24 protein-coding genes and 1 pseudogene are annotated in these 24,516 nt (G+C 70.4%); 14 read left to right on the top strand and 11 right to left on the bottom strand.

Features of this window, described 5'->3' with window-relative positions:
* Nucleotides 1-3: 3 nt before the first annotated feature.
* Together metG and JHN45_RS31800 are read right to left on the bottom strand one after the other, a co-directional pair.
* Nucleotides 4-1,728: a methionine--tRNA ligase gene (gene metG / locus JHN45_RS31805; protein WP_201052185.1), complete on the bottom strand. Its 1,725-nt coding sequence runs from the start codon at nt 1,726-1,728 to the stop codon at nt 4-6.
* Nucleotides 1,729-1,862: 134 nt separating this feature from the next.
* On the bottom strand, nt 1,863-3,806 hold the full coding sequence (locus JHN45_RS31800; protein ID WP_201052179.1) for a VWA domain-containing protein: 1,944 nt from the start codon (nt 3,804-3,806) through the stop codon (nt 1,863-1,865).
* Nucleotides 3,807-4,020: 214 nt separating this feature from the next.
* Between JHN45_RS31800 and JHN45_RS31795 the strand changes: the two genes are divergently transcribed.
* Nucleotides 4,021-4,554 (top strand): hypothetical protein, encoded by a 534-nt coding sequence (locus tag JHN45_RS31795; protein WP_200715845.1) that lies wholly within the window; start codon nt 4,021-4,023, stop codon nt 4,552-4,554.
* A 95-nt stretch (nt 4,555-4,649) separates the two neighbouring features.
* Here JHN45_RS31795 and JHN45_RS31790 read toward each other — a convergent pair.
* Nucleotides 4,650-4,940: pseudogene (locus JHN45_RS31790) on the bottom strand (FUSC family protein); the annotation flags it as partial.
* A 71-nt stretch (nt 4,941-5,011) separates the two neighbouring features.
* Between JHN45_RS31790 and JHN45_RS31785 the strand changes: the two are divergent.
* Nucleotides 5,012-5,587 carry an IS607 family transposase gene (locus JHN45_RS31785; RefSeq protein WP_201052177.1) on the top strand — a complete coding sequence of 192 codons (576 nt, stop codon included), beginning with the start codon at nt 5,012-5,014 and terminating at the stop codon, nt 5,585-5,587.
* A complete protein-coding gene (locus JHN45_RS31780) occupies nt 5,580-7,229 on the top strand; it encodes an IS200/IS605 family accessory protein TnpB-related protein (RefSeq protein WP_201052174.1) in 1,650 nt (549 codons plus the stop codon). Before JHN45_RS31785 ends, JHN45_RS31780 begins: the two co-directional genes overlap by 8 nt.
* A gap of 40 nt (nt 7,230-7,269) precedes the next feature.
* On the opposite strand, the gene JHN45_RS31775 is transcribed toward JHN45_RS31780, so the two are convergent.
* Nucleotides 7,270-8,268 carry an endonuclease/exonuclease/phosphatase family protein gene (locus JHN45_RS31775; protein WP_201052172.1) on the bottom strand — a complete coding sequence of 333 codons (999 nt, stop codon included), beginning with the start codon at nt 8,266-8,268 and terminating at the stop codon, nt 7,270-7,272.
* Nucleotides 8,269-8,373: 105 nt separating this feature from the next.
* Entirely contained in the window at nt 8,374-9,312 is a 939-nt protein-coding gene (locus tag JHN45_RS31770) for a hypothetical protein (RefSeq protein ID WP_201052170.1), read from the bottom strand.
* A gap of 188 nt (nt 9,313-9,500) precedes the next feature.
* On the opposite strand from JHN45_RS31770, the gene JHN45_RS31765 reads away from it, so the two are divergent.
* Nucleotides 9,501-10,067, top strand: coding sequence for an SH3 domain-containing protein (locus tag JHN45_RS31765; RefSeq protein WP_200715841.1), 567 nt, complete (start codon nt 9,501-9,503; stop codon nt 10,065-10,067).
* Nucleotides 10,068-10,147: 80 nt separating this feature from the next.
* Here the strand turns inward: JHN45_RS31765 and JHN45_RS31760 are convergent, their stop codons facing one another.
* On the bottom strand, nt 10,148-10,594 hold the full coding sequence (locus tag JHN45_RS31760; RefSeq protein WP_200715840.1) for a hypothetical protein: 447 nt from the start codon (nt 10,592-10,594) through the stop codon (nt 10,148-10,150).
* Between the two features lie 103 nt (nt 10,595-10,697).
* On the opposite strand from JHN45_RS31760, the gene JHN45_RS31755 reads away from it, so the two are divergent.
* The 3 genes from JHN45_RS31755 to JHN45_RS31745 all read left to right on the top strand — a co-directional run bounded on the left by JHN45_RS31755 (nt 10,698) and on the right by JHN45_RS31745 (nt 13,837).
* Complete coding sequence (locus tag JHN45_RS31755) at nt 10,698-11,333, top strand: NAD(P)-dependent oxidoreductase (RefSeq protein ID WP_201052168.1); 636 nt, start codon at nt 10,698-10,700, stop codon at nt 11,331-11,333.
* 5 nt (nt 11,334-11,338) lie between these two features.
* Nucleotides 11,339-12,523 carry a PP2C family protein-serine/threonine phosphatase gene (locus JHN45_RS31750; protein WP_307783244.1) on the top strand — a complete coding sequence of 395 codons (1,185 nt, stop codon included), beginning with the start codon at nt 11,339-11,341 and terminating at the stop codon, nt 12,521-12,523.
* Nucleotides 12,524-12,616: 93 nt separating this feature from the next.
* Nucleotides 12,617-13,837 carry a hypothetical protein gene (locus JHN45_RS31745; RefSeq protein ID WP_200715838.1) on the top strand — a complete coding sequence of 407 codons (1,221 nt, stop codon included), beginning with the start codon at nt 12,617-12,619 and terminating at the stop codon, nt 13,835-13,837.
* 6 nt (nt 13,838-13,843) lie between these two features.
* On the opposite strand, the gene JHN45_RS31740 is transcribed toward JHN45_RS31745, so the two are convergent.
* From JHN45_RS31740 to JHN45_RS31730, 3 genes are all read right to left on the bottom strand, one after another.
* The gene (locus tag JHN45_RS31740) at nt 13,844-15,085 is read right to left on the bottom strand and encodes an amidohydrolase (protein WP_200715837.1); all 1,242 of its coding nucleotides are present in this window, start codon (nt 15,083-15,085) and stop codon (nt 13,844-13,846) included.
* 98 nt (nt 15,086-15,183) lie between these two features.
* A complete protein-coding gene (locus JHN45_RS31735) occupies nt 15,184-15,981 on the bottom strand; it encodes an NPP1 family protein (protein ID WP_201052166.1) in 798 nt (265 codons plus the stop codon).
* Nucleotides 15,982-16,055: 74 nt separating this feature from the next.
* Nucleotides 16,056-16,820 carry an NPP1 family protein gene (locus JHN45_RS31730; RefSeq protein WP_200715835.1) on the bottom strand — a complete coding sequence of 255 codons (765 nt, stop codon included), beginning with the start codon at nt 16,818-16,820 and terminating at the stop codon, nt 16,056-16,058.
* A gap of 276 nt (nt 16,821-17,096) precedes the next feature.
* Between JHN45_RS31730 and JHN45_RS31725 the strand changes: the two genes are divergently transcribed.
* Together JHN45_RS31725 and JHN45_RS31720 are read left to right on the top strand one after the other, a co-directional pair.
* Entirely contained in the window at nt 17,097-17,894 is a 798-nt protein-coding gene (locus JHN45_RS31725) for a hypothetical protein (protein ID WP_201052164.1), read from the top strand.
* Nucleotides 17,895-17,940: 46 nt separating this feature from the next.
* Nucleotides 17,941-18,543, top strand: a complete 603-nt coding sequence (locus JHN45_RS31720) for a Uma2 family endonuclease (protein WP_201052162.1) — start codon at nt 17,941-17,943, stop codon at nt 18,541-18,543.
* A 265-nt stretch (nt 18,544-18,808) separates the two neighbouring features.
* Here the strand turns inward: JHN45_RS31720 and JHN45_RS31715 are convergent, their stop codons facing one another.
* Nucleotides 18,809-19,126, bottom strand: coding sequence for a DUF6401 family natural product biosynthesis protein (locus JHN45_RS31715; protein ID WP_201052160.1), 318 nt, complete (start codon nt 19,124-19,126; stop codon nt 18,809-18,811).
* Nucleotides 19,127-19,238: 112 nt separating this feature from the next.
* On the opposite strand from JHN45_RS31715, the gene JHN45_RS31710 reads away from it, so the two are divergent.
* From JHN45_RS31710 to JHN45_RS31690, 5 genes are all read left to right on the top strand, one after another.
* On the top strand, nt 19,239-20,078 hold the full coding sequence (locus tag JHN45_RS31710) for a helix-turn-helix transcriptional regulator (RefSeq protein WP_201052157.1): 840 nt from the start codon (nt 19,239-19,241) through the stop codon (nt 20,076-20,078).
* Nucleotides 20,047-20,232: a DUF397 domain-containing protein gene (locus JHN45_RS31705; RefSeq protein ID WP_200715830.1), complete on the top strand. Its 186-nt coding sequence runs from the start codon at nt 20,047-20,049 to the stop codon at nt 20,230-20,232. Before JHN45_RS31710 ends, JHN45_RS31705 begins: the two co-directional genes overlap by 32 nt.
* Before the next feature lie 48 nt (nt 20,233-20,280).
* Nucleotides 20,281-21,624, top strand: coding sequence for a helix-turn-helix domain-containing protein (locus JHN45_RS31700; RefSeq protein ID WP_201052155.1), 1,344 nt, complete (start codon nt 20,281-20,283; stop codon nt 21,622-21,624).
* A 139-nt stretch (nt 21,625-21,763) separates the two neighbouring features.
* The gene (locus JHN45_RS31695; RefSeq protein ID WP_200715846.1) at nt 21,764-22,723 is read left to right on the top strand and encodes a permease; all 960 of its coding nucleotides are present in this window, start codon (nt 21,764-21,766) and stop codon (nt 22,721-22,723) included.
* Nucleotides 22,720-23,460: a TIGR03943 family protein gene (locus JHN45_RS31690; protein WP_201052239.1), complete on the top strand. Its 741-nt coding sequence runs from the start codon at nt 22,720-22,722 to the stop codon at nt 23,458-23,460. The genes JHN45_RS31695 and JHN45_RS31690 overlap by 4 nt, the downstream gene beginning before the upstream one ends.
* 27 nt (nt 23,461-23,487) lie before the next feature.
* On the opposite strand, the gene JHN45_RS31685 is transcribed toward JHN45_RS31690, so the two are convergent.
* Nucleotides 23,488-24,270 (bottom strand): hypothetical protein, encoded by a 783-nt coding sequence (locus JHN45_RS31685; RefSeq protein WP_201052153.1) that lies wholly within the window; start codon nt 24,268-24,270, stop codon nt 23,488-23,490.
* Between the last annotated feature and the right edge of the window lie 246 nt (nt 24,271-24,516).

The following is a 24,516-nucleotide window of genomic DNA, read 5'->3' as shown; positions in this document are numbered from 1 at the left end:
GGGTCACCCCTGGTCTCCGCCGAACCGCTCCTTGTACGTCTCCAGGTCTTCCTCCGTGAGCTTCGCGAAGAGCACGGGGGGGACGGTGAAGGGGGTGCCTGCGGGGACCGTGGTGAGGGACTTCGCCTCGTCCGACGACACCCAGGTGGCCGTGTCGTCCTTCAGCGCGAACGCCGCGCGCATCGCCGCCGAGGAGGCCGGGATGAACGGCTCCGAGACCACCGCGTAGAGGTGGATCAGGTTCATCGCCGTGCGCAGGGTGAGGGCCGCGGCCTCGGGGTCGGTCTTGATCTCCAGCCAGGGGGCCTTCTCCTCCAGGTAGGAGTTGCCCGCCGACCACAGGGCGCGCAGCGCCGCCGCGGCCTTGCGGAACTGGAGGGCCTCCATCTGGGTCTCGTACTCGGCGAGGAGGTCGGCGATCTGTTCGCCGAGCTTCGCCTCCGCCGGGCCCGCCTCCGCGCCCGCCGGGACCTCGTCGCCGAAGCGCTTCTTCGAGAAGGACAGGACGCGGTTCACGAAGTTGCCGAGGGTGTCCGCCAGGTCCTTGTTCACCGTGGCGGTGAAGTGCTCCCACGTGAAGGACGAGTCGTCGGACTCGGGGGCGTTGGCGATCAGGAAGTAGCGCCAGTAGTCGGCCGGGAGGATGCTCAGGGCCTGGTCGGTGAAGACGCCCCGCTTCTGGGACGTGGAGAACTTCCCGCCGTAGTACGTCAGCCAGTTGAAGGCCTTGACGTAGTCGACCTTCTTCCACGGCTCGCGGATGCCCAGCTCGGTGGCCGGGAACATCACCGTGTGGAACGGGACGTTGTCCTTCGCCATGAACTCCGTGTAGCGGACGGGGTTCTCGCCCGCGTCGGACTCGTACCACCAGGACTTCCAGTCGCGGTTCTCCGGGTCGAGGTCCGACCACTCCTTCGTCGCGCCGATGTACTCGATCGGGGCGTCGAACCAGACGTAGAAGACCTTGCCCTCGGCCGCCAGCTCCGGCCAGGTGTCGGCGGGGACCGGGACGCCCCAGTCCAGGTCGCGGGTGATCGCGCGGTCGTGCAGGCCCTCGGTGAGCCACTTGCGGGCGATGGAGGAGGCGAGCTGCGGCCACTCCTCCTCGTGGGCGGCGACCCACTCCTCGACCTCGTGCTGGAGCTTCGACTGGAGGAGGAAGAGGTGCTTGGTCTCGCGCACCTCCAGGTCCGTCGAGCCCGAGATCGCCGAGCGCGGGTTGATCAGGTCGGTCGGGTCGAGCACGCGGGTGCAGTTCTCGCACTGGTCGCCGCGGGCCTTGTCGTAGCCGCAGTGGGGGCAGGTGCCCTCGACATAGCGGTCCGGGAGGAAACGGCCGTCCGTGGGCGAGTACACCTGGCGGATCGCGCGCTCTTCGATGAAGCCGTTCTCGTTCAGGCGGCGGGCGAAGTGCTGGGTGATCTCGCGGTTCTGCGGGGAGGAGCTGCGGCCGAAGTAGTCGAAGGCCAGCGCGAAGCCGTCGTAGACCGCCTTCTGCGCGTCGTGCGCCTGCGCGCAGAACTCCGCCACCGGGAGGCCCTGCTCCTTCGCGGCCAGCTCGGCCGGGGTGCCGTGTTCGTCCGTCGCGCAGATGTACAGCACGTCGTGGCCGCGCTGGCGGAGGTACCGGGAGTAGACGTCCGCCGGGAGCATGGACCCCACCATGTTGCCCAGGTGCTTGATCCCGTTGATGTACGGAAGGGCGCTGGTGATGAGGTGTCGAGCCATCGGGGGGCTGCTCCCAGGTCGGTGTGTTGCTGTTGTTGCGAACCTTGAAATCGTAGCCGACACGGGTGTGCCGCCCGCCTCCCGTTTTACGGGGTGGGAAGCGGGCGGCACGGGGGTTCTTCTAGGTGGTGCTGCTACGGGCGCCAGTCGATCAGTACGCCGTCGTAGAGCTCCGCGTCCGTGAGCTCCAGGGGGGTCGGGCCCGCGTGGAAGAAGGCCGTGTTGTCGGTCTTCAGCTTGCGGAGGTAGTCGAAGGCCTTGTTGTCGTGGTCGCCGAACGCGACGAACGAGAAGAAGACCGAGGCGTGCGACTTCGCGGCGTCCGTGAGGGACTGGGTCGCCGGGGTCTTCGCGTCCGGGGCGCCGTCCGTCTGGAAGACGACGAGGGCGGGGGTGCCGGGGGTCGCGTTCGCGTCGTAGTGCGCGAGTACGGCTTCTACGGCGGCGTGGTAGCTGGTACGGCCCATGCGGCCGAGGCCGGCGTGGGCCTCGTCGACGGCGTTGTCGGGGGAGGTGGGCGTCAGGTCCGTGGTGCCGTCCACTTCGGTGGAGAAGAAGACGACGTGGACGGAGGGGGTGGGGTCCGGGTCCAGGTGGGTCGCGAGGGCGAGGGTCTGGTCGGCGAGGGCCTGTGCGGAACCGTCCTTGTAGTACGCGCGCATGCTCGCGGAGCGGTCGAGGACGAGGTAGGTCTTCGCTCGGGTACCGGTGAGGGTGGCTTTGGCGAGTGCGACGGCGGCGGAGTCCCCGCCCACGGCCTCGGCTACGCCCTCGGCCTCGATAGTTTCCCCACCCGCACCGCCCGTGACGGATTCGTTGTCGGGTGCGGGTGGCCCCTGTGGGGCGGACTCGCCGTCGGCGGCCGCGGCGAGCGCGAGCGCGGGGGCGGGCTCGGTGACCGGGGCGGGTTCAGCGACGGTTTCGGCGGCGGGCTCCGGCTGGGGCTCCGCCTCCGGCGCGACCTCTTCGGCGACCGGCTCAGCCGCGGGCGCGGCTTCCGCCTCCGCCGGCTCCGGCTCGGCTTCCGCTTCCGGGGCGACCTCGGCGACCGGCTCGGCCTCGGGGGCGGCGGCTTCCGCGACGGGCTCGGCCTCGGGCTCGGGGGCGGCGGCTTCCGCGACCGGCTCCGCCTCGGGCGCGGGGTCCACGGCGGGCGCGGTTTCCGTGACGGGCTCGGTAGCGGGCTCCGGCGTCACCTCGGCCGTGGCCTCGGCTTCCGCCTCGGGTGCGGTCTCCGCGACGGGCTCCGCCTCGGGCTTGGTGTCTACGACGGGCTCGGCCGCAGGCTCGGTGACCAGTTCCGGCGTCACCTCGGCCGTAGCCTCGGCCTCCGCCTCGGGTGCGGTCTCCGCGACCGGCTCCGCCTCAGGCTCGGTGACGGGCTCCGTTTCAGGGGCCGCCTCGGCAGTAGGCTCAGCTTCCTCTGTCGTCGCCTCGACGACTGCCTCGGTGACCGGCTCCACCTCGGGCTCGACGACCGCCTCGGGCGCAGCTTCCGCGGCGGTCTCCGCGACCGGCTCGGACTCGGGCTCCGCCGCCACCTCAGCCGCAGCCGCAGCCTCGGCTTCTTCCGCCACCGGCTCTGCGGCTGCTTCTGCCTCGGGGGCCGCCTCGACCACAGGCGCAGCCTCCGCGACCGGCTCGGTCACCGTCTCCGTGACCGGCTCGACCACAGGCGCAGCCTCGACCGTCGGCTCAACCGCAGCCTCAACCGTCGATGCAACCTCAACCTCGGCCTCAACCTCAGCCGTCGCCGCACCCCCAGTGCCCTCCGTACCCTCTGTCCCTTCCGTCGACGTCGCCGGCTTCGGGACCGTCACGTTGTCGAAGGCCAGGGCCACGAGTTCGTGTTCGTCGTCCTCCAGGGTGGAGGACGGGCGGGGTTCCGGGACCTGGGCGACTGCCGTGGGGGCCGGGGTGGTGAGGTCGGGTTCCGGGGACGGGGACGGGACCTTGGCGTCCGGTTCCCGCGTGGTCTGCTGCTCTTGCGAAGGAGTGCGTTCCGCACTCTCTGCTTCCGCGGCACGCTCCTTGCGTGACCTGCCGAACGCATTCCGCAGGAGAGTGAGAATGCCCATGTGCGCAACCCTTCGCGTGAGTTGAAGCCGTCAATCCCTGGCCAGGACGGACACGTAAGGTTAGCGGCCTCGGACGGCGATCTTAGGCAGGGGCGACGCGCGTGGGACGCCATCTGTCAACACCCCCTGTTTCAGCCACCACTTCGCTCACCCGTTCACCTGCCACTTCACCGACCGACGGGCACTGTCAGTGGGTCGCCCTACCGTGCCTTCCATGACACACGTGACGCACCGCACGTACAGCACCCACTGGATCCACGGCCCGCTCGCCGGTCCTGAGGATGTCAACGTCGTCTTCTTCCGGGGGATGTCGTTGGACGCGCTCACGCGCGGGCTTCTCTCCATACGGCGCATCCCGCTCGCCTACGCCAAGGGTGCCGAAGGCGAATGGGGGCTGGTCATGCATGACATGTTCGGCTGGGACGAGGACGACTACGACCGCCCCGACTACCGGCCGTTGTGCGAAGACGGCGGTGAACTCGCCGTCTTCACCACGGAACCCTGCGTCGCCAAGGCCCACGGCCCCGACTTCGAATACCTTCGCAACGGCCGCTTCGTCTGCGGGTTCAGCTTCGAGAACCTGTCCGGTGGTGTCGGGGAACAGCCCGATCTGCTGGCGCCCGCTCTCACCGCCGCGCGGTTCATCGGGCCGCACGCGGAGTACGACCGGGAGTACAGGGAGGAACGGACCGTCCAGACGATCTCGGCCTTCTTCTCCCTGCCCGATCCCGACTTCTCCCTGACCTGAGCTGACCTGAGCTGACCTGAGCTGGCCTGGCCTGACTGGACCTGATGACCGGGCCTGATGACCGGGCCCGACCGGCCCCGAACTCGGCGCAGCGCTCAGTGCGGTGAGGCGATCGCCCGTGCCGCCGCGACCTCCTGCCGGAGCGGTTCCAGCACACTGCCCGCCGGCCCCGTCAGATCCGTACGGACCTCCACCAGCACCTCCGACTCGCGGACGCCCTCCGCCAACTCCCGCAGCTGGAGCGCCACTTGGGTCACCTCCGCCGCGGATGGCGGCGGCGCCCCGTGTTTCACCCGGACCCTCGCCGCCGTCGTCGCGTCGACGATCCGTTCCACGGCGACGACGAGGGGGAGCCAGCCGGCGGCGAGGCGGCCGGTGGGCGGGGGTGCTCAGCTGTTGGCTCTTAAGGTCGTTTGAGTGAGTTTTAGAGTGTTCAAGCGATGTTACGATCTTGCCTATGAACCTTACGGAGTGGGCGGAAGCGAACGGTGTGCATCGGCAGACCGCGTATCGCTGGTTCCGTGAGGGCACATTGCCGGTCCCTGCTGAGCGGGTCGGGCCGCGCACGATCCTGGTCAACATCGAGGCGAACTCCTCACCAGCCGCGACGGGTGGTGTTGGTTTGTACGCCCGTGTCTCCTCCCACGATCAGAAGGCGGACCTGGAACGGCAGACCGCCAGGCTTGCCCTGTGGGCAGCGAAGGCCGGGCATCGGGTGGTGCGGATCGAGTCCGAGGTCGCCTCCGGCATGAACGGCGCTCGTGCGAAGGCGCGTCGTTTGCTGGCCGACCCGGACGTGACCACTGTCGTGGTGGAGCACAAGGACCGGCTTGGGCGGATGAACGTCGAACTGGTCGAGGCCGCTCTCGCCGCGACCGGGCGTCGTCTGGTCGTCCTCGACGACGGTGAGGTCGATGACGACCTGGTGCGCGACATGGTTGAGGTCCTGACCTCGTTCTGCGCCCGTCTGTACGGCCGTCGCTCTGCGAAGAATCGCGCCCAGAAGGCTCTTCAGGCGGCAGCCGATGGGTGAGCCGAAGAAGAAGCAGTTCCGGACCATCGACGTGCCGTTCGTCGCCCTCGGGCCGTCCGGTGTGGCGATACGCGACCGGCTCAAGCACCTCACCACCGCGGACGAGAAGGTACTGCGCCTGGTCGGTGAGCACCTCGGGCACCTCGCGTCGCTGGACCTCAAGGCCCGCTGCGCGGACGCGGGCGACCACAGCGCGGACACGTGGGCGGCCCGCAAGAGGAGCCTGACCGCAGACTCGTCGTCCCGCTGGGCCGGGGCGATCACGAAGGCCACACACGATCAATGGGCGCTCTCCCGGCGTTGCCAGCTCGCCCACATCCAGAGCCTTGAGACCGGTGTCCGCACCTTGATGCATCGGCTGTCCCTCCCGCTCGGAGAGAAGGGCACCAAGAAGGCGGCGGGCGGCTACCGCTCGAAGAGCGAGTGGTTCCAAAAGGCCCGGCGCCTGCATGTGCTGGAGCACCGTCTCGACGTCGCCCGCGCCGAGCGTGAGGACGGCATCGTGCACGTCGTGCGCGGCGGCCGGAAGCTTCTCAACAACCGGCACAACCTCGAAGCCGCCCAGCTCACCGAGGAGCAGTGGCGAGAACGCTGGGAAGCCGAACGCTGGTTCCTCGCCGCCGATGGCGAATCCGGCAAGAGGTTCGGCAACGAGACGATCCGCGTCGCCCCGGACGGCGAGGTCAGTATCAAGCTGCCCGCACCGCTCGCGGATCTGGCCAACAGCAGGCATGGCCGGTACATCCTCACCTCGAAGGTGGCGTTCGCGCACCGGGGCCAGGAGTGGGCCGACCGCATCACCGGTAACCGGGCTGTCGCCTACCGCATCCACCACGACGTGCGGCGCGGGCGCTGGTACCTCACCGCGTCCTGGCAGCGCACTCTTGTCAAGACCATCCCGCTCGATACGGCACGGGCCAGGGGCATGATCGGCGTCGATACCAATGCCGATCACTTCGCCGCCTACCAGCTCGACGTGCATGGCAACCCGGTCGGCGACCCGCGCCGCTTCTTCTACGATCTGGCGGGCACCGCCGATCACCGTGACGCGCAGATCCGGCACGCCATCACCCAAGTGCTGCACTGGGCCAAGGACTGCAATGTCGCCGCCATCGCGATCGAAGACCTGGACTTCACCGCCGAGAAGACCCGCGAAAAGCACGGGCGGCGGAAGAGATTCCGCCGGCTCATCTCCAGCATCCCCACCGGCAGGCTCAAGGCACGGCTCGTCTCGATGGCCGCCGAGCAGGGCTTGGCGGTCGTCGCGGTCGATCCGGCCTACACCTCCCAGTGGGGAGGCCAGCACTGGCAGAAGCCGCTGGTCACCCCAGGACGCAAGATGACCCGTCACGATGCCGCCGGCATCGCGATCGGGCGACGCGCCCTCGGGCACCCGATCCGGCGACGGACGGCACCGCCCCCACACGACCAGAGTGATCGTGTGGGGCATCGGACCGTCCAGGCCGGAACAGATGCACGAGGGCGTGAGGGAACCCGCCCACCCGTCACGGAGCGTGCACACGATGCACGTGCCCGAACGGAGACACAACAAGGAACGCGGGCAACCAGTGCATCCAAAACCGTTCGGGATGCGCGCAGTGTCAGGCAGTGGGTCCAAGACTCACTCCTGCCCACTGACTAGGAACGGTTGGAGGTTCCTCATCAGCCAGCAGCCCCCCACGTTATTCGTGCTGGTGGAGCGCGACGTCCACCAGCAGCGCGCGGTGGTCGGTGCCGGCGAGGTCGAGGAAGCGGGCGCTGTTCGCGGAGAAGTCCGGGGAGAGCAGGACGTGGTCGATCTGGGTGCCGAAGGTGGGGAGCAGGCGCTCGGGCCAGCTGGGGGTGCGGGGGTGTCCGGCGAGGCGGGCCGCGTCGCGCAGGCCGGTGTCGAGGATGCGGCGGAACGCGGCATGGTCCTGGGAGGAGTTGAAGTCTCCGGCGAGGACGGTGGGGGTGGTGGGGTCGGTCGCGGCGAAGGTGCGCAGCCTGCCCAACTCGCGGCGCCACAGGCCGACCTGCCTCGGCAACGGGGGCATGGGGTGGGCGAGTTGGAGGCGGACGGCATGGCCGTCCACGTCCGCCACCGCGCCGGGCATGCCCATCGTGCCGGTGACGCCCTTCGTGCCCTGGAGGGGGAAGCGGCTGATGATGATCGAGCCGTGCGAGCCGGCCGCCACCACGGCCTGGCGGTAGGGGAGTTGGGTGCCGAAGTCCCGGCGCAGGGTGGCCTGGCAGGTGTACTCGCACTCCTCCACGAACACCACGTCCGGTCGCTCCCGCCGGATCACCGGCACCAGGGCGCCGGTCCCCCGCCCGAACTCGACGTTCGAGGTCAGCACCCGGAACTCGGCGATCGCTGGCCCGCCCGGCTCACCGCTCTTCCCGTACGGCTCGATGAACCACGCCAGCAGTCCGAGCAGCGCCACTCCCCACACCAGCCCGAGCCGCCACCGGGCGAGCAGGGAGAAGAGGAGCCCGAGGCCGGTCGGAGCCAGCAACCACGGGAAGAAGGCGAGGAGTTGGGGGACGGGCGTGATCGCGTCGGTGTCGGCCGTGCGGCAGCCGACGACCACGCTCACGGCGGTGAACAGCAGGCCCGCGCACCAGACCGTGAAGTGGCGGCCCCGGTGGCGTTCGGGCACGAAGTCGGCGGCGGTCCACTCGGAGGTCACGGTGCCCACGTGATGACCTTCCGCCGGTGGACGCAGATGCCGGATGCCCGAATCATCCCACGTGTGCTGTGAACTCCCCTGGGAATCAGGAATCTCGGGGCGGTCCTCCAGGAGTCACGCCTGGGCCCGCGTCGCCTGCTGCGCCCGGTCCGCCGCGGTCGCCGCGGGCGCTCTCCGGCGTCGTACGAACTCCCGTGCCGGGCGCAGGTATCGGGTGAGCCAGGCCGTCGCGGCGACCGTGAGGCCGAGGCCGAGGAGCAGCCAGGCGACCGTGCGCAGGGTCGAGGTGAGGGCGTCGTAGATCGCGCCGCCCGCCGCCTGGGAGACCTCGGCGGGGAGGTCGGAGACCGTGAGCTGGCGGCCGATCGCGAGGGCGAGACCGAGCAGTGCGCCGCCGAGGGCCGTGCCGAGCGCGGTCGCGGTGATCGCGCGGCGGCGGCGTACGGCGACGGCGATGCCGGTGACCGCGAAGACGGCGGCGGTGACGGGGAGCCAGAAGCCGGCGACCTCGAGCACGTGGAACTCCTCCCGGAGCGGGCCCAGTTCACCGGCCGGGAGGACCGCGACCTCGGTGTGCTGGACGGGGATGCGGTCCGCCAACGGCACGTGCTCGTGGGCGAGTCGGTGCTTGACGTGGGCGGCGACCGGAGCGAGGTCGACGGTGACGGCGCCGCTGCCGTCCTCGTCGCGCAGGGCGTGCAGGACGGCGTCGTGGGTGGCCCGGTTGCTCTCGTCCCAGGCCAGCCGGAAGGCCTCGGTCTTGGTGAAGGAGCGCACCGCGTCGTGCACGAAGGGGGCCATCGTGCCGCGCATCCCGCCCACCGTGCCGCGCATGCCCTCCACATGGATCCCGCGCATGATGCCCGCGCCGACGGTGTCCGCGACGACGTCCCGTACGGCCGGGTCGGCGGCCAGCGGTGCCATCGCCGTGACGTAGCGGCCGGAGTCGGTCAGCCCGTACGCCGCCCAGGCCGCCAGCGCGCCGAAGGGCGTCAGGAAGCAGGAGAGGGCGACGAGTACGGCCGACAGGGCGCTCCGGAGTCGTGGGGGCACCTCCCCAGGACACGGGCGGGGCGTGCGGGGCGCGAGCCGGGTGCCGGTATTTGGCTGCATTCGGGTGCGATGTCAAGCCGAACGGGTGCCCTGGCCTCGGAACCCTTGGCGGAACTGGCCGTTCCGCTCTCGGGTGGAGGGTTGACCCGAACGGGTGTTTCCTGGAACCGGGGAGAAGGAGGCCGAACATGCGCACCACTCCGGCCCTGCGGACTCTGGCCGCGGCCCTGCTGACCGGTGGCACACTCGCCGTCGCGGCGGCGGGCACCACGGCGGCGGCAGCACCGACCACGTACGCCGAAGGACATGGCGGTGGTGGCGGTGGCGGCAGTCCGATCTGGGGCACGATCGTCTCCCGCACGGATCTGAACGTGCGGCAGTCACCCACCACGCGTTCCCCCGCCGTCGACACGCTCTCACCGGGCAGTCAGGACCGCGTCCAATGCGTGGTCAGGGGACAGAGCGTCAACGGGAACTCCGACTGGTACTGGCTCGCCGGAGCACAGGGCTGGGCCAGCGCCGCGTTCGTCGACACCGGCGGCCAGTGGGTGCCGTCCTGCTCGGACCCGTGTCCGGGCTGGAAGGACGGCAGCAGCAACTCCGGCAACTCGAACTGGAACAACGACCCCAACTGGAGCGACAACTCCAACTCGTGGAGCACCTCGGCCTCCGGGTCGTGGAGCGTCTCGGGCTCGTGGAGCTGGAGCGCCTCCGGGTCCTCGAACGGCGGCGGCATCTGGAACTGGGCGCCGTAGCAGTCGTAGAAAGCGGGCAAGTCGTGGGCCCCGGAACCGAGTTGGTGCCGGGGCCCACAGCTGTGCGCGGTCCGTCCGGGTCAGCGGATGCGGTTGCCCTCCCCGTCCTCGCGCGTGTAGTAGCGGTAGAAGAACACCAGGAACACGCCCGCCGTGGTGGCGAGGCCGATCGCCGCGGACCGCAGCACGCTCTCGCCGGTCTGGCTGTAGAGGAAGCCGAGCGCGGCGCCCGCGAAGCCGGACTTCACCAGCGAGTGCAGTTCGCGCTTGAGGAGCGGGGCGAACCGGGCCACCGCCAGGCACAGCACGATGAACGCCAGCGCCGTCACGAAGCCGAACAGGATGTTCCAGCCCGTGATGGGACCGCCGCTGCGACGGTTGGCCGCCGCCCAGTAGCCGTAGACGAGCCCCAGGACGACCGGGATCGCGACCTTCGCCACGCGGTGGACGCGGGCGTCGAAGATGTCGGGCAGCCCGCTCGGGGCGGTGAATCCGCCGGAGCCGGGTGTGGGTGCCGCATGAGCCATGAGAGCACTCCTCTCTCTCGCCCCCGTCTACCAATGCACACCCCGGGGGAGGCGGTGGCAAGTCGGGGTGCGGGCACGGTTGCCCCATGTTTCGCTGGGGCGCATGAAGCTCGTACTCTTCGGCGCCACCGGCATGGTCGGCAGCCGGATCGCCACCGAGGCCTCGGCCCGCGGACACCAGGTGCTGGCGGTCAGCCGTTCCGGCCAGTCGCCGGTTCCCGGGGTCACCGCGACGGCGGCCGACGCGGCGGACGCGGCGAAGGTCGCGGACCTCGCGCGCGGCGCCGACGCCGTCGCCTCGGCCTGTGTACCGCCCCGGGACGGGAGCGACCCGCGCGGGCCCTTCCTCGCCCTCAACGAGGGGCTCGTCGCGGGCGTCCGCGCGGCCGGTGTCGGGCGGCTCCTGGTGGTCGGCGGCGCCGGCGGCCTGGAGGTCGCCCCCGGCCAGGCCCTCAGCGACCAGCCCGGCTTCCCCGAGGCCTACCTCCCCGAAGCCCTCGCCCACCGCGACGCGCTCGCCTACTACCGCACCCTCGACGACCCCGACTGGACCTACGTCTCCCCCGCCGCCGAGATCGCCCCCGGCAAGCGCACCGGCCGCTTCCGCGTCGGCGGCGACGCGTTCATGACCGACGACCAGGGCCGCAGTTTCGTCAGCGCCGAGGACTACGCGGTCGCCTTCGTCGACGAACTCGAACAGCACGCCCACCCGCGCACCCGGATGTCGGTCGCGTACTGACGGCCGTGAGCGGCCGTGGACTCATACCGGTGCGCTCCGGGTCCGGGGCCGGGTCCGGCTCGGGCTCCGGCGACAGCGACGCCCTACGGCGGCAGCAGCTGCTGCGGGTGCGCGGGCGGAGCGTCGCCTGGCTGCCGCCGCTGCTCGTGCTCGTCACCATCCTGCTGGTCGACTGGTACACCGGCGGCGAGTTCCGGACCGTCTCCTGGATCGTGCTCGTGCCCGGAATCGCCGCCGCGATCTGCGGGGTGTGGGGCACGGCCGTGTTCGCCGCGCTCTGCACGGCCACCTACGCGGTCGCCGACCACGCCTGGCCGCGCCAGTACCAGACCGGCCTGCCCGACTTCATCCTCGTCGGCATGGGCGGTGTCCTCGCCGTGCTGGCCTGCGTGGTCCGGGTCCGCGGCGAACGCCGCATGCTGCACATGCGGGACGTCGCCGAGACCACCCGCCGCACCCTGCTGCGCCCGCTGCCGCCCGGCTTCGGCGGCCTCGACCACGCGGCCGTCTACCTCGCCGCGGACGCCGTCGCCCGCGTCGGCGGCGACTTCTACGACATCCAGCCCGGCCTGCACGGCACCCGTGCCCTCGTCGGCGACGTCCAGGGCAAGGGGCTCGGCGCGGTGGAGGCGGCGGCAGCGCTGCTCGGCACGTTCCGCGAGACCGGCTACCACGAGACGGACCTCGCGACCGTCGCCGCCCGGCTCGATGTCCGGATGCTGCGCCACGGCCGGCATCTCGCCGCCCTCGGCCGCGAGGACGTCGACCGTTTCGCCACGGCCGTCCTGCTGAGCTTTCCCGCCGGCGACCCGGGCACGGTCGAGGTCGTCAACTTCGGGCACGAACCCCCGCTGGTGGTCGGCCCGTTCGGCGTACGGTCGCTGCCGCCGGGGCACGGACTCCCGCTGGGGCTGGGCGAGTTGGCCGGCCTGGAGGGACCGCCGCCGACCCTCCGCATCACCCTCGCCCCCGGCGAGACCCTCCTCATCGTCACCGACGGAGTCACCGAGGCCCGCGACGGCGCAGGCGCGTTCTACCCCCTCAAGGACGACGTCATCGAGGGCGTCCACCTCGACCCGGGCACCGCCGACCCGCACCGCCTGGTCGCCTACGTCCGTGACGGCACCCTGCGCCACTGCGGCGGCCGCCTCGCCGACGACACCACGATCTTCGCGGTACGGCGGTCCTGAGATCGCCGGTTCCGGCATCACCCTTTGCAGCAGCAGAGGTTGGGCAGGTTACGGTGCTGCGGTACGAAGTGATCGACGGTTCGGGGAGGGCACATGCCAGGAACGGTGTTGCTGCTCGCGGCCTCGCCGGTCGGCAAGGGGCGCCTGGTGGACGCGGCGTCCGTGCTCCCGGTGCTCGCGGCCGTCGCTCCGCCCGTCCTCTCCGGCACGGAGACGGCCAACGTCGTCGAACTCGCCGACCCGTTGGAGCCGCAGGCGGTCCTGACCCGGCTCCGGGCCGCCGCGACCGCCTCCGGACCGCTGACGGTGTTCATCACCGGGCAGCTCCAACTCGACCGCAAACAGCACCTTCCGCATCTGGCGCTGGCGCGGACGACTCCGTCGACGGTCCGCTATACGGCGTTCCCCTGGGCCTGGATCCGCGAGGAACTGCGCCTGCGCGCGCCCGGCACGACGACCCTCCTCCTCGACCTCCACGCCGACGCGGAGACCTGGCAGTGGCTGCGGGCCCACCCGCTCGACTCGGGCCGCACACACGCCGTTCACGGTCGCATCGCACCGCCGCCGCCCCGGCGGGGGGTGGCTGTGCCGACGTACATGAAGGCGGTGGCCACGGTGTTGCGAAGCGGACACCGCCCGCCGGTGGAGCAGTTGCACCAACTGGCGGTGGGCCGCCTGGGCGCGGAAGCCTATGCGGACGTGCTGCTCTCCACGCCGGGGCTTGCCGGTGCGAGCGCCCCTGGGGGCTCCGCCCCCAGACCCCCGTCGGCCCTGAAGGGGCCTCGTCCTCAAACGCCGGACGGGCCGGAAAATGACCGGAGTCGGGAAGGCGACCGGAGCCAAAAGGACACCGGCCGAAGTCAGGAAGAGGGCGCAGCCCCAAGCCAGGACCAGGACAACGACCCCCACACCGCCATCTCCTCCGCCGTTCAGGCCGGTCGTCACCCCGCCGCCGACGCGCTTGCCGCCGAGCATGAGCAGGCCGCCGTGCGGGCGCACGGTCGGGGGTCCGAGCAGGCGTTGCACTGGACGGAAGTGCGGGCCGATCTCGCGATGTTGGCGGGGGACCCGGTCCGCAGTTGCCGGGCCTGGCTCGCCGTGGCGGCCGCGCGGCTGGCCGTGGGGCAGTCACCCGGTGTGCCCGCCGTCGAGGCGGCGGTCGACCGCGCCCATCATCAGTGGGGACAGATCCACGACCCCGCGACCGCCCGTGAACTCGGCCTCGCGCTCGCCGAGTTGAGAGGCCGGGTGCCGGGCCGCCGCGCGGGCGCCCTGGACCACGTACGGAAGCAGCTGCTGCAACTCCAGCCGTAGGGCTGGTCAGTTGACGCTCAGGATCTCCAGCGCCCCCGACACCAGCGTCCGTACACCCGGCACCACCGTCACCAGATCCGGCGCGAAGTTCGGGCTGTGGTTGCTGGGGACGGCGTGGAACTTCTCCATCAGGTCGGTGCCGGGGGCCGCGTCCCAGATGGCCGCCGGGGTGCTCGTCACGAACCAGTAGGAGTACGGCACCCCGTCCGGGACGAGGTTGGGGAAGTCCTCGCTGCCCGTCGCCGGACCGGGGTCGAAGACCGTGCCCGCGCCGAGCACCTCGGTGTGCACGGCGGCGATCCGACGGTCGGTGTCCGCGTCGTTGACCACCGTCGGGATGCTGGTCCCGATGGTCACCTCGGGCTCGCGCGGGCAGCCGGCCGCGATGCACTCGCCGGACGCGATACGGCGGATCGCGGCGATCATCCGCTCCCGTACGTCGGCGGACTGGGTGCGCAGGTTGAGGGAGATCCGGGCGGTGGTCGGGATGATGTTGTGCCGGGTGCCCGCCTCGATACGGCCCACGGTCAGGACCGCGGAGTCGCGGGCCGCGATCTCACGGGACACGACCGTCTGGAGACGGGTGACCAGGTAGGCGGCCGTGACCACCGGGTCGACCGTCGACTCGGGGCGGGAGCCGTGGCCGCCGAGTCCGTGGATCACGATGTCGATGTCCGTGGAGGCCGACATGATCAGGCCGGGCGAGTGCGGGTAGAACCCGGCGGGGCCCGGTGCCGCGTGCTGGCCCAGCACCGCGTCCGGCCGCGGCACGCGCTCGTACAGGCCGTCGGCGACCATCGCCGCCGCGCCCCCGCCCGTCTCCTCGGCGGGCTGCCCCACCAGCACCAGAGTCCCCGACCAGGTGTCCCGCCCGGCGGCCAGCGCCTCGGCGGCGCCCGTCAGCCAGGTCACGTGCAGATCGTGCCCGCAGGCGTGCATCACACCGTCCACGGTGGAGGCGTACGGCAGCCCCGTCTCCTCCTGCACCGGCAGCGCGTCCATGTCGGCGCGCAGCAGCACGGTCGGTCCCTCGCCGTTGCGCAGCACCGCGGCGACGCCGGTGCCGCCGATGCCCTCGACGGTGTCGTAGCCCGCCTTGGTGAGGCGTTCGGCGAGCTTGGCGGCGGTGCGGTGTTCGCGGCCGGACAGCTCCGGGTGGCGGTGCAGGTCCCGGTAGAAGTCCTCCAGGTCGGGGACCGGGAGGTCGGCGGTGAGGTCCAGTGCGGTGCGCGCGGCGGCAGACGTCATGGCGTCAGCGTAGGGCGATCGCGAGGGGGATCACATGGCACGTCCCCCAGGCGATGACGTAAGGGATCGCCTGGGGGCGGCCGTGGTGCGGGACGCGGTCAGAACGCCGGGACCGCCGACGGACGGGCCTTGTTGATGTTGCTCACCAGGTTGTTGGTGAGCGGGAAGTTCGCCTTGCCCCAGGTCGAGTTCCACAGGGCGTCGCGGGGCGCCTTGGCCATGTTCTCCATGGTGACCAGAGCGGGTGTGTCCCAGGTGCCGTTGCCCCAGGCCACCGGCGTCTCGCCCCACTTGGCGAAGCGGAAGGCGTGGGTGCTCGCGCCGTCCTTGTGGTAGACGATCTCGACGTGGTTGCCGCTCATGGGCACCTCGTCGATCGGGTGGGTGCTGTAGCCGCCGTGCCGGGAGGCGGCCAGGTAGCTGGGCCGTTCGTCGCCCTGCCTCTGGAAGACGACGACGGACTCCCAGTCGTGACGGTGCCCGAAGGCGTCGGCGCCGTTGAGGGTCTGGTCCTTCTCGAAGTAGAGCCCGTAGACGTACGCGCACCAGCCGTTCTTGCACAGGGACTGCGAATACGTGTTGGCCTTGCCCAGGTGGTCGGTCCGGCAGCCGCCGGTGATCGACCCGCTGTTGTTGAGGCCGCCGTTGAGCTTGCCGCTCGCGTCGACGGCGGCCGCCGGGAAGCAGCCGTCGGAGTCGTAGTCGAAGACCGGCATGTACTTGTTCTGGAAGGTGCTCGCGTTCCAGGGCAGGGGGGGAAGGATCGCCGCGTCGGCGCTGCCGGCCAGGCCGACGGCGAGTGCGGTGGCGGTGCCGACCACCAGGGCGGCCCTGGCGATCCGGGCTCTCCTGGCGGTCCGGGTGGCCCTGGTGCTCGTGCTTGCTGCGGTGAACATGTGCGGGGGTCTTCCCTTGCTCGGTGGGGGCGGGGACCCGTGCGGGTCCCCGTGCTACGAGAGGGGCCTGTCGGTCAGGCGTACGGGTCGAAGGTGATGCCGCTCGGCAGGGCCTTGTTGAGGTGGTCGTCGAACTTCGCGTCCTGGAGCGGGAAGTTGGCGCTGCCCCAGTCGGAGGCGTTCAGGATGTCGCGGAGGTTGGACGCCATGTTCTCCCAGGTGAGCAGGTTCTCCTGGTGCCAGGCGCCGTCGTCGTTCTCCGGGGTCTCGCCCCACTTGGCGAACCGGAAGTCGTGGGTGCTCAGGCCGTCCTTGTGGTAGACGACCTGGACGCGCTGGCTGCTCATCGGTACGTCGGCGACCGCCTCGGTCTCGAAGTCGCCGTGCTGGGAGGCGGACAGGTACGACGGGGTGGAGTCGCCCTGCTTGACCCAGACGACGATGCATTCCCAGTCGTGGCGGTGGCCGATGCCCGGGGACGCCTCGTCCTTCTCGAAGTAGCTGGCGTAGATGGTTCCGCACCAGCCGTTGTTGCACTTGGTGCGCGAGTAGGTGTTGGCGTGGTCGAGGTGGCCGGTGCGGCAGCTGCCGGTGACGGAACCGGTCGGCTTCAGACCGCCGTTGAGGTTGCCGTCGGGGTCGATGGCGGCGGCGGGGTAGCAGGAGTCCGTGTCGTAGTCGTACAGCGGCTCGAAGTTCTTCTCGTACGTGGTCGCGTTCTCGGGGAGGTTCTGCAGCACGCCGGCGGAGGCGGTGAACGGCAGAGCGACGGTGAGGGCGACGGCGCTGCCCACGACCGCGGCGGCTCGGCCGAGGCGGTGGGTGCTGGTTCGGGACATCGGGGGCTCCAGTCGACGGTCCATGTCCACGCTCGCCCCGGACATGACAGCCGGGGTGCGCGAAGAGAGATTGGCAGACGGGGCGAGTCCGATGGAAGGGCTTTCTACGAAACGGAGGGAGGCATTTCGCCGAACTGGCGAACACGCCCCCACGGCGAGGGGCCGACCGGACGCCCCTCACCCGTACGGCTCAGCCCACGCGGCCACGCTTCCGCCGCGCTGCTCCACTTGTCGGTGACAGGGGGCTGGTAACACCCACCGAAGGAAGTGCCGCTCATGGCTGTCCCTGAATCCACCCTCGCCATCAACTTCACCCAGGGGCTGAACGACGCCTGGTCGAAGGTCGCGCAGTTCGTGCCCAAGCTCGTCGGCTTCCTGGTCATCCTGGCCATCGGCTGGTTCGTGTCGAAGATGATCGCCCGCGTGCTCGACCGGGTGCTGCGGCGCGTCGGCTCGGAGAAGCTCTCCGAACGGGCGGGTACGGCAAGGATGTTGCAGGACTCCAAGTACGACATGACCGGCATCGTCTGCAAGATCGTGTACTACGCGCTGATGCTGATCACCCTCCAGCTCGCGCTCGGCGTCTTCGGCTCCAACCCGGTCTCCACGATGATCAACGGCATCGTCGCCTGGCTGCCGCGCGGCATCGTCGCGGTGGTCCTGATCGTCGTCGCGATGGCCATCGCCAACGCGGTCCGCGGGATCGTCGGCAGCGCGCTGTCGTCGATGTCGTACGGCCGGATGCTCGCGACCATCGTGTGGGCCTGCATCATGGCGCTCGGCGTGATCGCCGCGCTCGGCCAGGCCGGCATCGCGACGTCGGTCACCCAGCCGGTGCTGTACGCGGCGCTCGGGACCGTCGCCGGAATCCTGATCGTCGGTGTCGGCGGCGGCATGATCGCGCCGATGCGGCAGCGCATGGAGCGCATGCTGATGGCGGCGGAGCGCGAGACGACCAACGCGAAGGGCAGCCTCACGGCGTACCAGGCGGGCCGCGCGGACGCGATGGGGAACCAGCCGGTGCGGGAGCGGACGGACATGGGCAGGGAGATGCCGGGGTCGTCAGACATGTGAGAGTTCCGGCTACGCTGGGTCGTACTGTCGCGAAGGAGATGGCGGTATGACCCAGCAGACCATCTACCAACATCTGCGCGAGTTGCGGGATCACTTCACGCCGCCGCCGGGCTTCACCTATCCCGAGATCAGCGACGGGACGTTCGTCATGATGATGAGCCCCCGTCCCCGGCACCAGCTCACAGCCGTGGACGTGCGCGATCAACTGGCCGGACAGCTACCGCCCGGAATAATCGCAGTGGAGGCCACGGACACGGGTGACGCGTCACACGGCACACTGCGCATTCCCGATCTTCTGGTGGTCCCCCGCTCGGCCATGGAGACGGACGATCCGCTGGACGCGCGCGAGATCCTTCTGGCCATCGAGATCGTTTCCCCGTCGAACCCTGGCACTGACTACGACGTCAAGAGCCGTGACTACCCGGCGATGGGCATCCCGCACTACCTCATCCTGGACCCTCGGGACGGCACCTGGACGTACCAGTGGGAAATCGACACTGGCGGCGGGCTCCCCGTCTACGGCAACCGTCTGCACAAGCAGCCGTACGGGACCCCGCTCGCCGTCACCACCGAGCTGGGCACCTGGAAGCTCGACACGAGTGGTCTGCCGCTCTACTCGCGCAAGGACATGATGCTTCCGCCGGAGTGAGCGGTGCGAGCGGCATGGTTCTCGGCCGGCAGGCGGTCCGCCGCCTTGGCCGGGCTTGCCGCTGCCGCGCCGATCAGGGCGGCCACGGCGATGACGGCGGCGCAGAATCCTCTGACGTAACGCGCGGACATACCAACCTCGCAACGACAGTGACGGCGACGGCAACAGCGAAGAGTTAAGCACGCTTAATGCGTGCCTAACTTAAGGGGTTGGAGTGCGCAACGGGAAGGGCTTCAGGGGGAGTTGAGCCAACGGAAACCTGTTTTCAGTCACCCCGGCGCTGCTCCGGAAGCAGCCCGTGCCGGTGTACCAGCCAGCTGATGGCCGTCAGCCTGCACACCGCGTAGTCGTGCCCGACCGGCTCCCGCCAGTCCAGCTCCGCGAGCGCGTCCAGAAATCCGAGCGCGTAGTCGGTGAGGTCGGCGTGGTCCGGAGCGGGCGGTGCGAGATCCGGGCCGCCCGCCGACAGCCGTTCCCGCAGCTCCGCCACGTGCTGGTCCACCGCGGCCGTGAAGGCAGGCTCGAAGGCGAACTCCGCGAAGCGGGGCCCGTAAGCGCTGCTGATCTTGGCCAAAGGGGACATTTCTCCACGGTACGGCACGTGTGTGAGGGAGAGTTCGTGATTCTCATCACCGGGGCGGCGTCGAATGGTTACTCTCGGCGACAGGCCGTAACTACTCGGAGGTGACCGTCGCATGGTCCACGTACGCGAACTCGACCCGAGCGCATCCCCGTTGGACTACTTCGGCTACGAGTGCCGTCGCTTGAGGGAAGCGGCGGGCCTCACGCAGGAGGCCCTCGGCAAGATCCTCTACTGCACCGGCTCCCTGATCGGGCAGATCGAGACGGCCCAGAAGGTCCCGACCCGGAATTTCGCCGAACGCCTCGACGCCGCGTTCATGACGGACGGGGTCTTCTCGCGAATGATCGGCATGGTGCTCCGAAGCCAACTGCCGAACTGGTTCCAGCCGTACGCCGAAATGGAGGCGAAGGCCGCCTTCATCTCCACGTATCAGTGTCAGGTGGTTCACGGCCTGCTGCAGACGCCGGAGTACGCGGCGGCGGTACTGGCCGTCGACTACCCGGACAAGATCGAGGAGATGGTCGCGGCCCGGATGGAGCGGCAGCGCATTCTGGAGAAGAAGCAACCGCCCGCCGTGTGGGTCGTCCTGGACGAGGCCGTGCTGCTCCGGGAGATCGGCGGCCGTGAGGTCATGCGTAAGCAACTCGCCCGCCTGGTTAGCTATCGCGACAACCCCTGGGTGAACATTCAGGTGTTGCCGTTCTCCATGGGAGCGCACGCCGCGACGATGGGTTCCTTCAACCTCCTGCGCTTCGACGACGACCCCGACATCTACTACTCAGATGGCTACGACCAGGGACACATGACCGCCAACCCGGACGTCATCAAGGAGCGTTCGGTCGGATACGCTCGCTTGCAGGCTGGGGCCCTCTCTGTGGAGGACTTCGCCGACCTGATCGCGCGCGTGATGGAGGAACGTTATGGAGACCGGGCGACAGACGACGTGGCGTAAGTCCAGTTACAGTGGCAGCAACGGCGGCGATTGTGTAGAGGTCGCTGACCGCACCCCCCACATCGCAATCCGTGACTCGAAGAACCCTGGCGGAGCCGTTCTCACCGTTTCCCGTCGCCGCTTCGAGGACTTCATCAACTCGCTCTCCATGTAACTGAGTTACCGGCCAGTCTGTAACTCGGCTTACTGGCATGATTAATGCATGGTGAGACGGGACGACCCGGAAGTCATCGGGCGCAGGGTCCAGCAGTTGCGACATGAACGCGGGCTCACCCAGCGGCAGTTGGCCGAGCCCGCCTACACACCCGCGTACATCTCCACGCTCGAGGCCGGCCGCGTCCGCCCCTCCGACGACGCGCTGCGCCACCTCGCGGAACGGCTCGGCGTCGCCTACGACGAACTGGCCACCGGCCGCCCCGCCCACCTCGCCACCGAACTTCGGCTACGGCTGACCGGCGCCCAACGCACCCTGGCGACAGGGGAGTCGGAGGAGGCGGCGGAGCAGTACGCGGAACTCCTCGCGGAGGCGGAGTCGCACGGACTGGTCGACGAGGAGGCCATCGCCCTGCTCGGACTCGGCGAGTGCGGCCTCGACACCGGCGACCTGACCGCGGCCCGCATGTACTTCGAGCGAGCGGAGCAACGCCTCGCCGACGACCCCCTCCCCGCCCGCGTCCCCGCCCTGCGCGGCCGCGCCGTGGCGCACTACCTCACCGGTGAACTCCGTTACGCCGTCTACCTGTTGGAGTCCACGCTCGACGAGCTGAACCGCGGCGGCCTGCACGACCCCGACGCGCTCCTGCTCCTCTATGCGAGCGCGATAGGGCCGTACATGGACATGGGCGCGCACGCGAGGGCGGCCCAGGCGGCGGAGCTGGCGCTCGCGCTCGCCCCGCAGGTCGCGGACCCGGCGCTGCTGGCCCGCATGCACCGCTCGGTGGCGCGCACGCTGATAGCGGAGGGCAAGGTCGCGGAGGCCGACGCCTCGCTCGCGAAGGCCGCCGATCTGTACCGCCAGCTCCAGTTCCGTACCGAACTCGCCAACTGCCACTGGATGCGCGGCTACGTCTACGCCCAGGACGGCGAACTGGAGCGCGCCGAGGTCGAGTTGAGGCAGGCGCTGGCCATGCTGACGGCGAAGCGCGCGGCGCTGTACAGCAGTCAGGTCGCCGTCGAGCTGGCGGACGTCCTCCATCGGCGCGGCAAGTCCGACGAGGCCGCCACCCTCCTCCACGACGTCCTCAGCGACCTCAGCTCCGAACGCGGCGCCCTGCACTCCGCCGCCGCCCACCGCCTCCTCGGCATCATCGCGGAGGACGCCCGCGACACGGACGCGGCCGAGGAACACTACGTCCGCGCCCTCAGCCTCCTGGAGCGCGCGGGCGCGGCCGGTGACCTGGCCGACCTGTGCCGGATGCTTGGCGATCTGCTCCGCCGTACCGGCCGGGTGGAGGCGGCACTCGACGCCTACCGCACGGGCCTCGGCCACCGTACGGCCCCCGGAACCACGACCCTCGGGCCGGCCCCCGCACAGCCTCCTCTTTGACAAACCGGGGATACCGCACAGCGCCGACGGTTACCGTGCCACGTACGAGTACGAGGCGTAATCGTGCGAAACGGGATGAGACAGGCGCGTGCAGAACGAACGGACCGTGGCAGACGGCCTGCGCCTGGCCGTACGCGCCATGGTCTACGCGGTACTGGGCGGTGCCGCCCTCATAGCGATCGCCACGGTCGTGTCGGTCCTCGGCCCGATGCTGGCGATCGACCTCTACACCCCACCCGTGGCGGCCTGGTGGACGGTCTTCACGGCGGTAGCCGTACAGGGCGTCCCCTTCTTGCTCCTGGGCACGGTGGTGTCGGCGGCGATCGGCGCGTTCGTCCCCGAGCGGGTGTTCACCCGCCTCCTCCCCCGCAACCAGGCGCTGGCCGTCCCGATCGCGGGCGCGGCAGGAGTCGTACTCCCGGGTTGTGAGTGCGCGTCGGTACCGGTGGCGAGCAGCCTGATGCGGCGGGGGGTGGCTCCGGCCGCGGCGCTGGCGTTCTTGCTCTCCGCCCCGGCCATCAACCCGGTTGTCCTGGTGGCCACTTCGATCGCGTTCCCGGGCCAGCCGAAGATGGTGCTGGGCCGCCTGGTCGCGTCCCTGGCGACGGCGGTGGTGATGGGCTGGCTGTGGGCGCGCTTCGGCAGGGAGGAGTGGCTACGACTCCCGAAGCGCACACGGACCGCCGCGTCTTCGCCCGCGGGTATGAAGGCGTTCGTCGCGGGCCTGCAGCACGACTTCCTCCACGCGGGCGGCTTCCTGGTCCTGGGCGCGGCAGCGGCGGCGACCTTCAACATCGCGGTCCCGCGCTCGATCCTGGACATCTTCACGGGCTCGTCCTGGCTGTCACTGCTCCTGTTGGCGCTGCTGGCGGTGGTGCTGTGCGTATGCAGCGAGGCGGACGCGTTCGTCGCCGCCTCGCTGAGCGGCTTCTCACCAGCCGCGAAACTGGCGTTCATGGTGGTGGGCCCGATGGTCGACCTGAAGCTGATCGCGCTGCAGGCGGGCACGTTCGGCCGTTCCTTCGCCCTCCGCTTCTCCTCGACGACGTGGCTGGTCGCCGTGACGAGCAGCACGCTCGTGGGCTGGTGGTTGCTGTGAGGCGCTACGGCCCGGCGGTCCTCCTCCTGCTGACGGGCGGGGCGGTCCTGCGGATCTCCCTCTTCAGCGACCTGTATCTGCGGTATGTGCAGGCGGCGTTGAGGCCGTATCTGGTGATCTCCGGTGCGCTGCTGATGGTGTTGGGGGCGGTGGCGGCGGTCAGGGGCATGCTCCACGGGGACCACGAGGGCGAGCATGAGGGCGAGCACGAGGAGGAGGAAGCGCACTCCCATGGCGGCCCCCGCATCGCCTGGCTCCTCACCCTCCCCGCCCTCGCGCTGCTCCTCTTCCCACCCCCCGCGCTGGGCTCGTACAGCGCGGGCCGCGAACAGGCACAACTCGCGGCACAGGGAGTGGGCACCTTCCCCGCGCTGCCCGCCGCCAAGGTGCTGGACATCTCGGTGGCCCAGTACAGCTCACGGGCGATCTACGACACCGGCCACTCCCTCAAGGGCCGCACGGTCCGTATGACGGGCTTCGTCACCCACGGCTCGAACGGCGCCTGGTACGTCACCCGCCTCGTCGTCACCTGCTGCGCAGCCGACGCGACGACCAGCAAGGTCGAGATCAGGGGCACCGAGTCCGACGACGCCCCCCAGACCGACACCTGGGTCACGGTCACCGGCACCTGGCTCCCCAAGGGCAAACTCGGCACGGACGGGGCGTGGCCTCCGCTCCTCGACGCGAAGACCGTCACGCAGGTGAAGCAGCCGGCTGACCCGTACGAGAAGCGGTAAACGGTAAGCGGTGACCGTTGCCGGTCGTCAGATCTGCACCCGCCCCTGCCGCTGCACATCCGTAAGCCGTTGCGCCCCGATCTCCAGTGCTCGGCTCATCGCGTCCGGGGGGACGTTCGCCAGGCCCCCGTTCGTGAGGGTGATGGTGTCGTCGCCGATGCGGACGGCGGCGGTGTCCAGGGTGAGGGTGGACTGGTCGCCCTCCGGGGTGGTGCCGGTGAGGGTGACGTGGAGGCCCTCGCGGGCGTCGCCGACGTTCGGGAGAGTGGCCTCTGTGACGGTCACCGTCTGGGGGCCGGAGCGGGTGGTCGTCGCTGTGAACTGGGCGCACTTCTGCGGGAGTGTCTTCAGCCAGGCCAGGGCGCGGTTCACGTCGGTGGAGCGGAACGCGGCCACCTGGTAGTGGAGTTGGGCCTCGTCGTCGGTGTCGTCGAGGGCGATCGTCGCCTGGGCGGTGGCAGGGGTGCCGAGGAGTTCGTCGGCGTAGAGCGCGTCCAGGAGGCGCTGGCAGTCGGGGTCGGCGGTCTTCGCCTTGAGGAGGCTGTCGCGCCAGGTCGCCGTGCCCTGGGTCGGGGTCCAGGGGGCGCCCAGGTCCGTGTCCGCGATCAGCGCGGTCTGCGCCTGTGCCTGGGTGAGGACGGGGGCCGCGGCGGGGGACGCGTGTGCCGCGGGGGTTCGTACGGCCGAGGGGGAGGGCGCGCTCGTCACCTTGTGCAGGGCCGCCTCGTTCGCGCAGCCCGCGGCCGTGAGCAGGGTGCCCGCCGACAGTGCCGAGGCGAGGAGGAGGACACGGGCCGGGGAACGGGTCATCGAGGGTCCCTCCTGGGGCGGACGCGTGACGCGGATGCGTGGCGCGGATGTCGGCGCGTGCTCCCACGGCACCATCGCCCGCGCCCGCCCACCAGCGCTCCGGGCCGTCCGGGTGACTGCCGGCCCCGGCGCGCACCGTCGGGAAACCAATGCCGGGCATTCGGTTCCTCATTGGCCACCCGTCCGCGCCCCGCCTACTGTCGAAGGCACCTCATCGACCACCGCCCAGGAGACTTCCCAATGACG

Origin of the sequence: Streptomyces sp. MBT53 (genome assembly GCF_016654115.1) — a bacterium.
Taxonomy (GTDB): Bacteria; Actinomycetota; Actinomycetes; order Streptomycetales; family Streptomycetaceae; genus Streptomyces.
This window is presented reverse-complemented; position numbering and strand designations above follow the sequence as displayed.

Bases quoted from the DNA above. Each gene is read 5' to 3' on its own strand.
- JHN45_RS31735 (WP_201052166.1), bottom strand. From the start codon at position 15,981: ATGTTCACCGCAGCAAGCACGAGCACCAGGGCCACCCGGACCGCCAGG.
- JHN45_RS31725 (WP_201052164.1), top strand. From the start codon at position 17,097: ATGGCTGTCCCTGAATCCACCCTCGCCATCAACTTCACCCAGGGGCTG.
- JHN45_RS31710 (WP_201052157.1), top strand. From the start codon at position 19,239: ATGGTCCACGTACGCGAACTCGACCCGAGCGCATCCCCGTTGGACTAC.
- JHN45_RS31705 (WP_200715830.1), top strand. From the start codon at position 20,047: ATGGAGACCGGGCGACAGACGACGTGGCGTAAGTCCAGTTACAGTGGC.
- JHN45_RS31740 (WP_200715837.1), bottom strand. From the start codon at position 15,085: ATGACGTCTGCCGCCGCGCGCACCGCACTGGACCTCACCGCCGACCTC.
- JHN45_RS31755 (WP_201052168.1), top strand. From the start codon at position 10,698: ATGAAGCTCGTACTCTTCGGCGCCACCGGCATGGTCGGCAGCCGGATC.
- JHN45_RS31765 (WP_200715841.1), top strand. From the start codon at position 9,501: ATGCGCACCACTCCGGCCCTGCGGACTCTGGCCGCGGCCCTGCTGACC.
- JHN45_RS31700 (WP_201052155.1), top strand. From the start codon at position 20,281: ATGGTGAGACGGGACGACCCGGAAGTCATCGGGCGCAGGGTCCAGCAG.
- JHN45_RS31785 (WP_201052177.1), top strand. From the start codon at position 5,012: ATGAACCTTACGGAGTGGGCGGAAGCGAACGGTGTGCATCGGCAGACC.
- JHN45_RS31715 (WP_201052160.1), bottom strand. From the start codon at position 19,126: ATGTCCCCTTTGGCCAAGATCAGCAGCGCTTACGGGCCCCGCTTCGCG.
- JHN45_RS31685 (WP_201052153.1), bottom strand. From the start codon at position 24,270: ATGACCCGTTCCCCGGCCCGTGTCCTCCTCCTCGCCTCGGCACTGTCG.
- JHN45_RS31730 (WP_200715835.1), bottom strand. From the start codon at position 16,820: ATGTCCCGAACCAGCACCCACCGCCTCGGCCGAGCCGCCGCGGTCGTG.
- JHN45_RS31800 (WP_201052179.1), bottom strand. From the start codon at position 3,806: ATGGGCATTCTCACTCTCCTGCGGAATGCGTTCGGCAGGTCACGCAAG.
- JHN45_RS31720 (WP_201052162.1), top strand. From the start codon at position 17,941: ATGACCCAGCAGACCATCTACCAACATCTGCGCGAGTTGCGGGATCAC.
- JHN45_RS31695 (WP_200715846.1), top strand. From the start codon at position 21,764: ATGGTCTACGCGGTACTGGGCGGTGCCGCCCTCATAGCGATCGCCACG.
- JHN45_RS31760 (WP_200715840.1), bottom strand. From the start codon at position 10,594: ATGGCTCATGCGGCACCCACACCCGGCTCCGGCGGATTCACCGCCCCG.
- JHN45_RS31745 (WP_200715838.1), top strand. From the start codon at position 12,617: ATGCCAGGAACGGTGTTGCTGCTCGCGGCCTCGCCGGTCGGCAAGGGG.
- JHN45_RS31780 (WP_201052174.1), top strand. From the start codon at position 5,580: ATGGGTGAGCCGAAGAAGAAGCAGTTCCGGACCATCGACGTGCCGTTC.
- JHN45_RS31795 (WP_200715845.1), top strand. From the start codon at position 4,021: ATGACACACGTGACGCACCGCACGTACAGCACCCACTGGATCCACGGC.
- metG (WP_201052185.1), bottom strand. From the start codon at position 1,728: ATGGCTCGACACCTCATCACCAGCGCCCTTCCGTACATCAACGGGATC.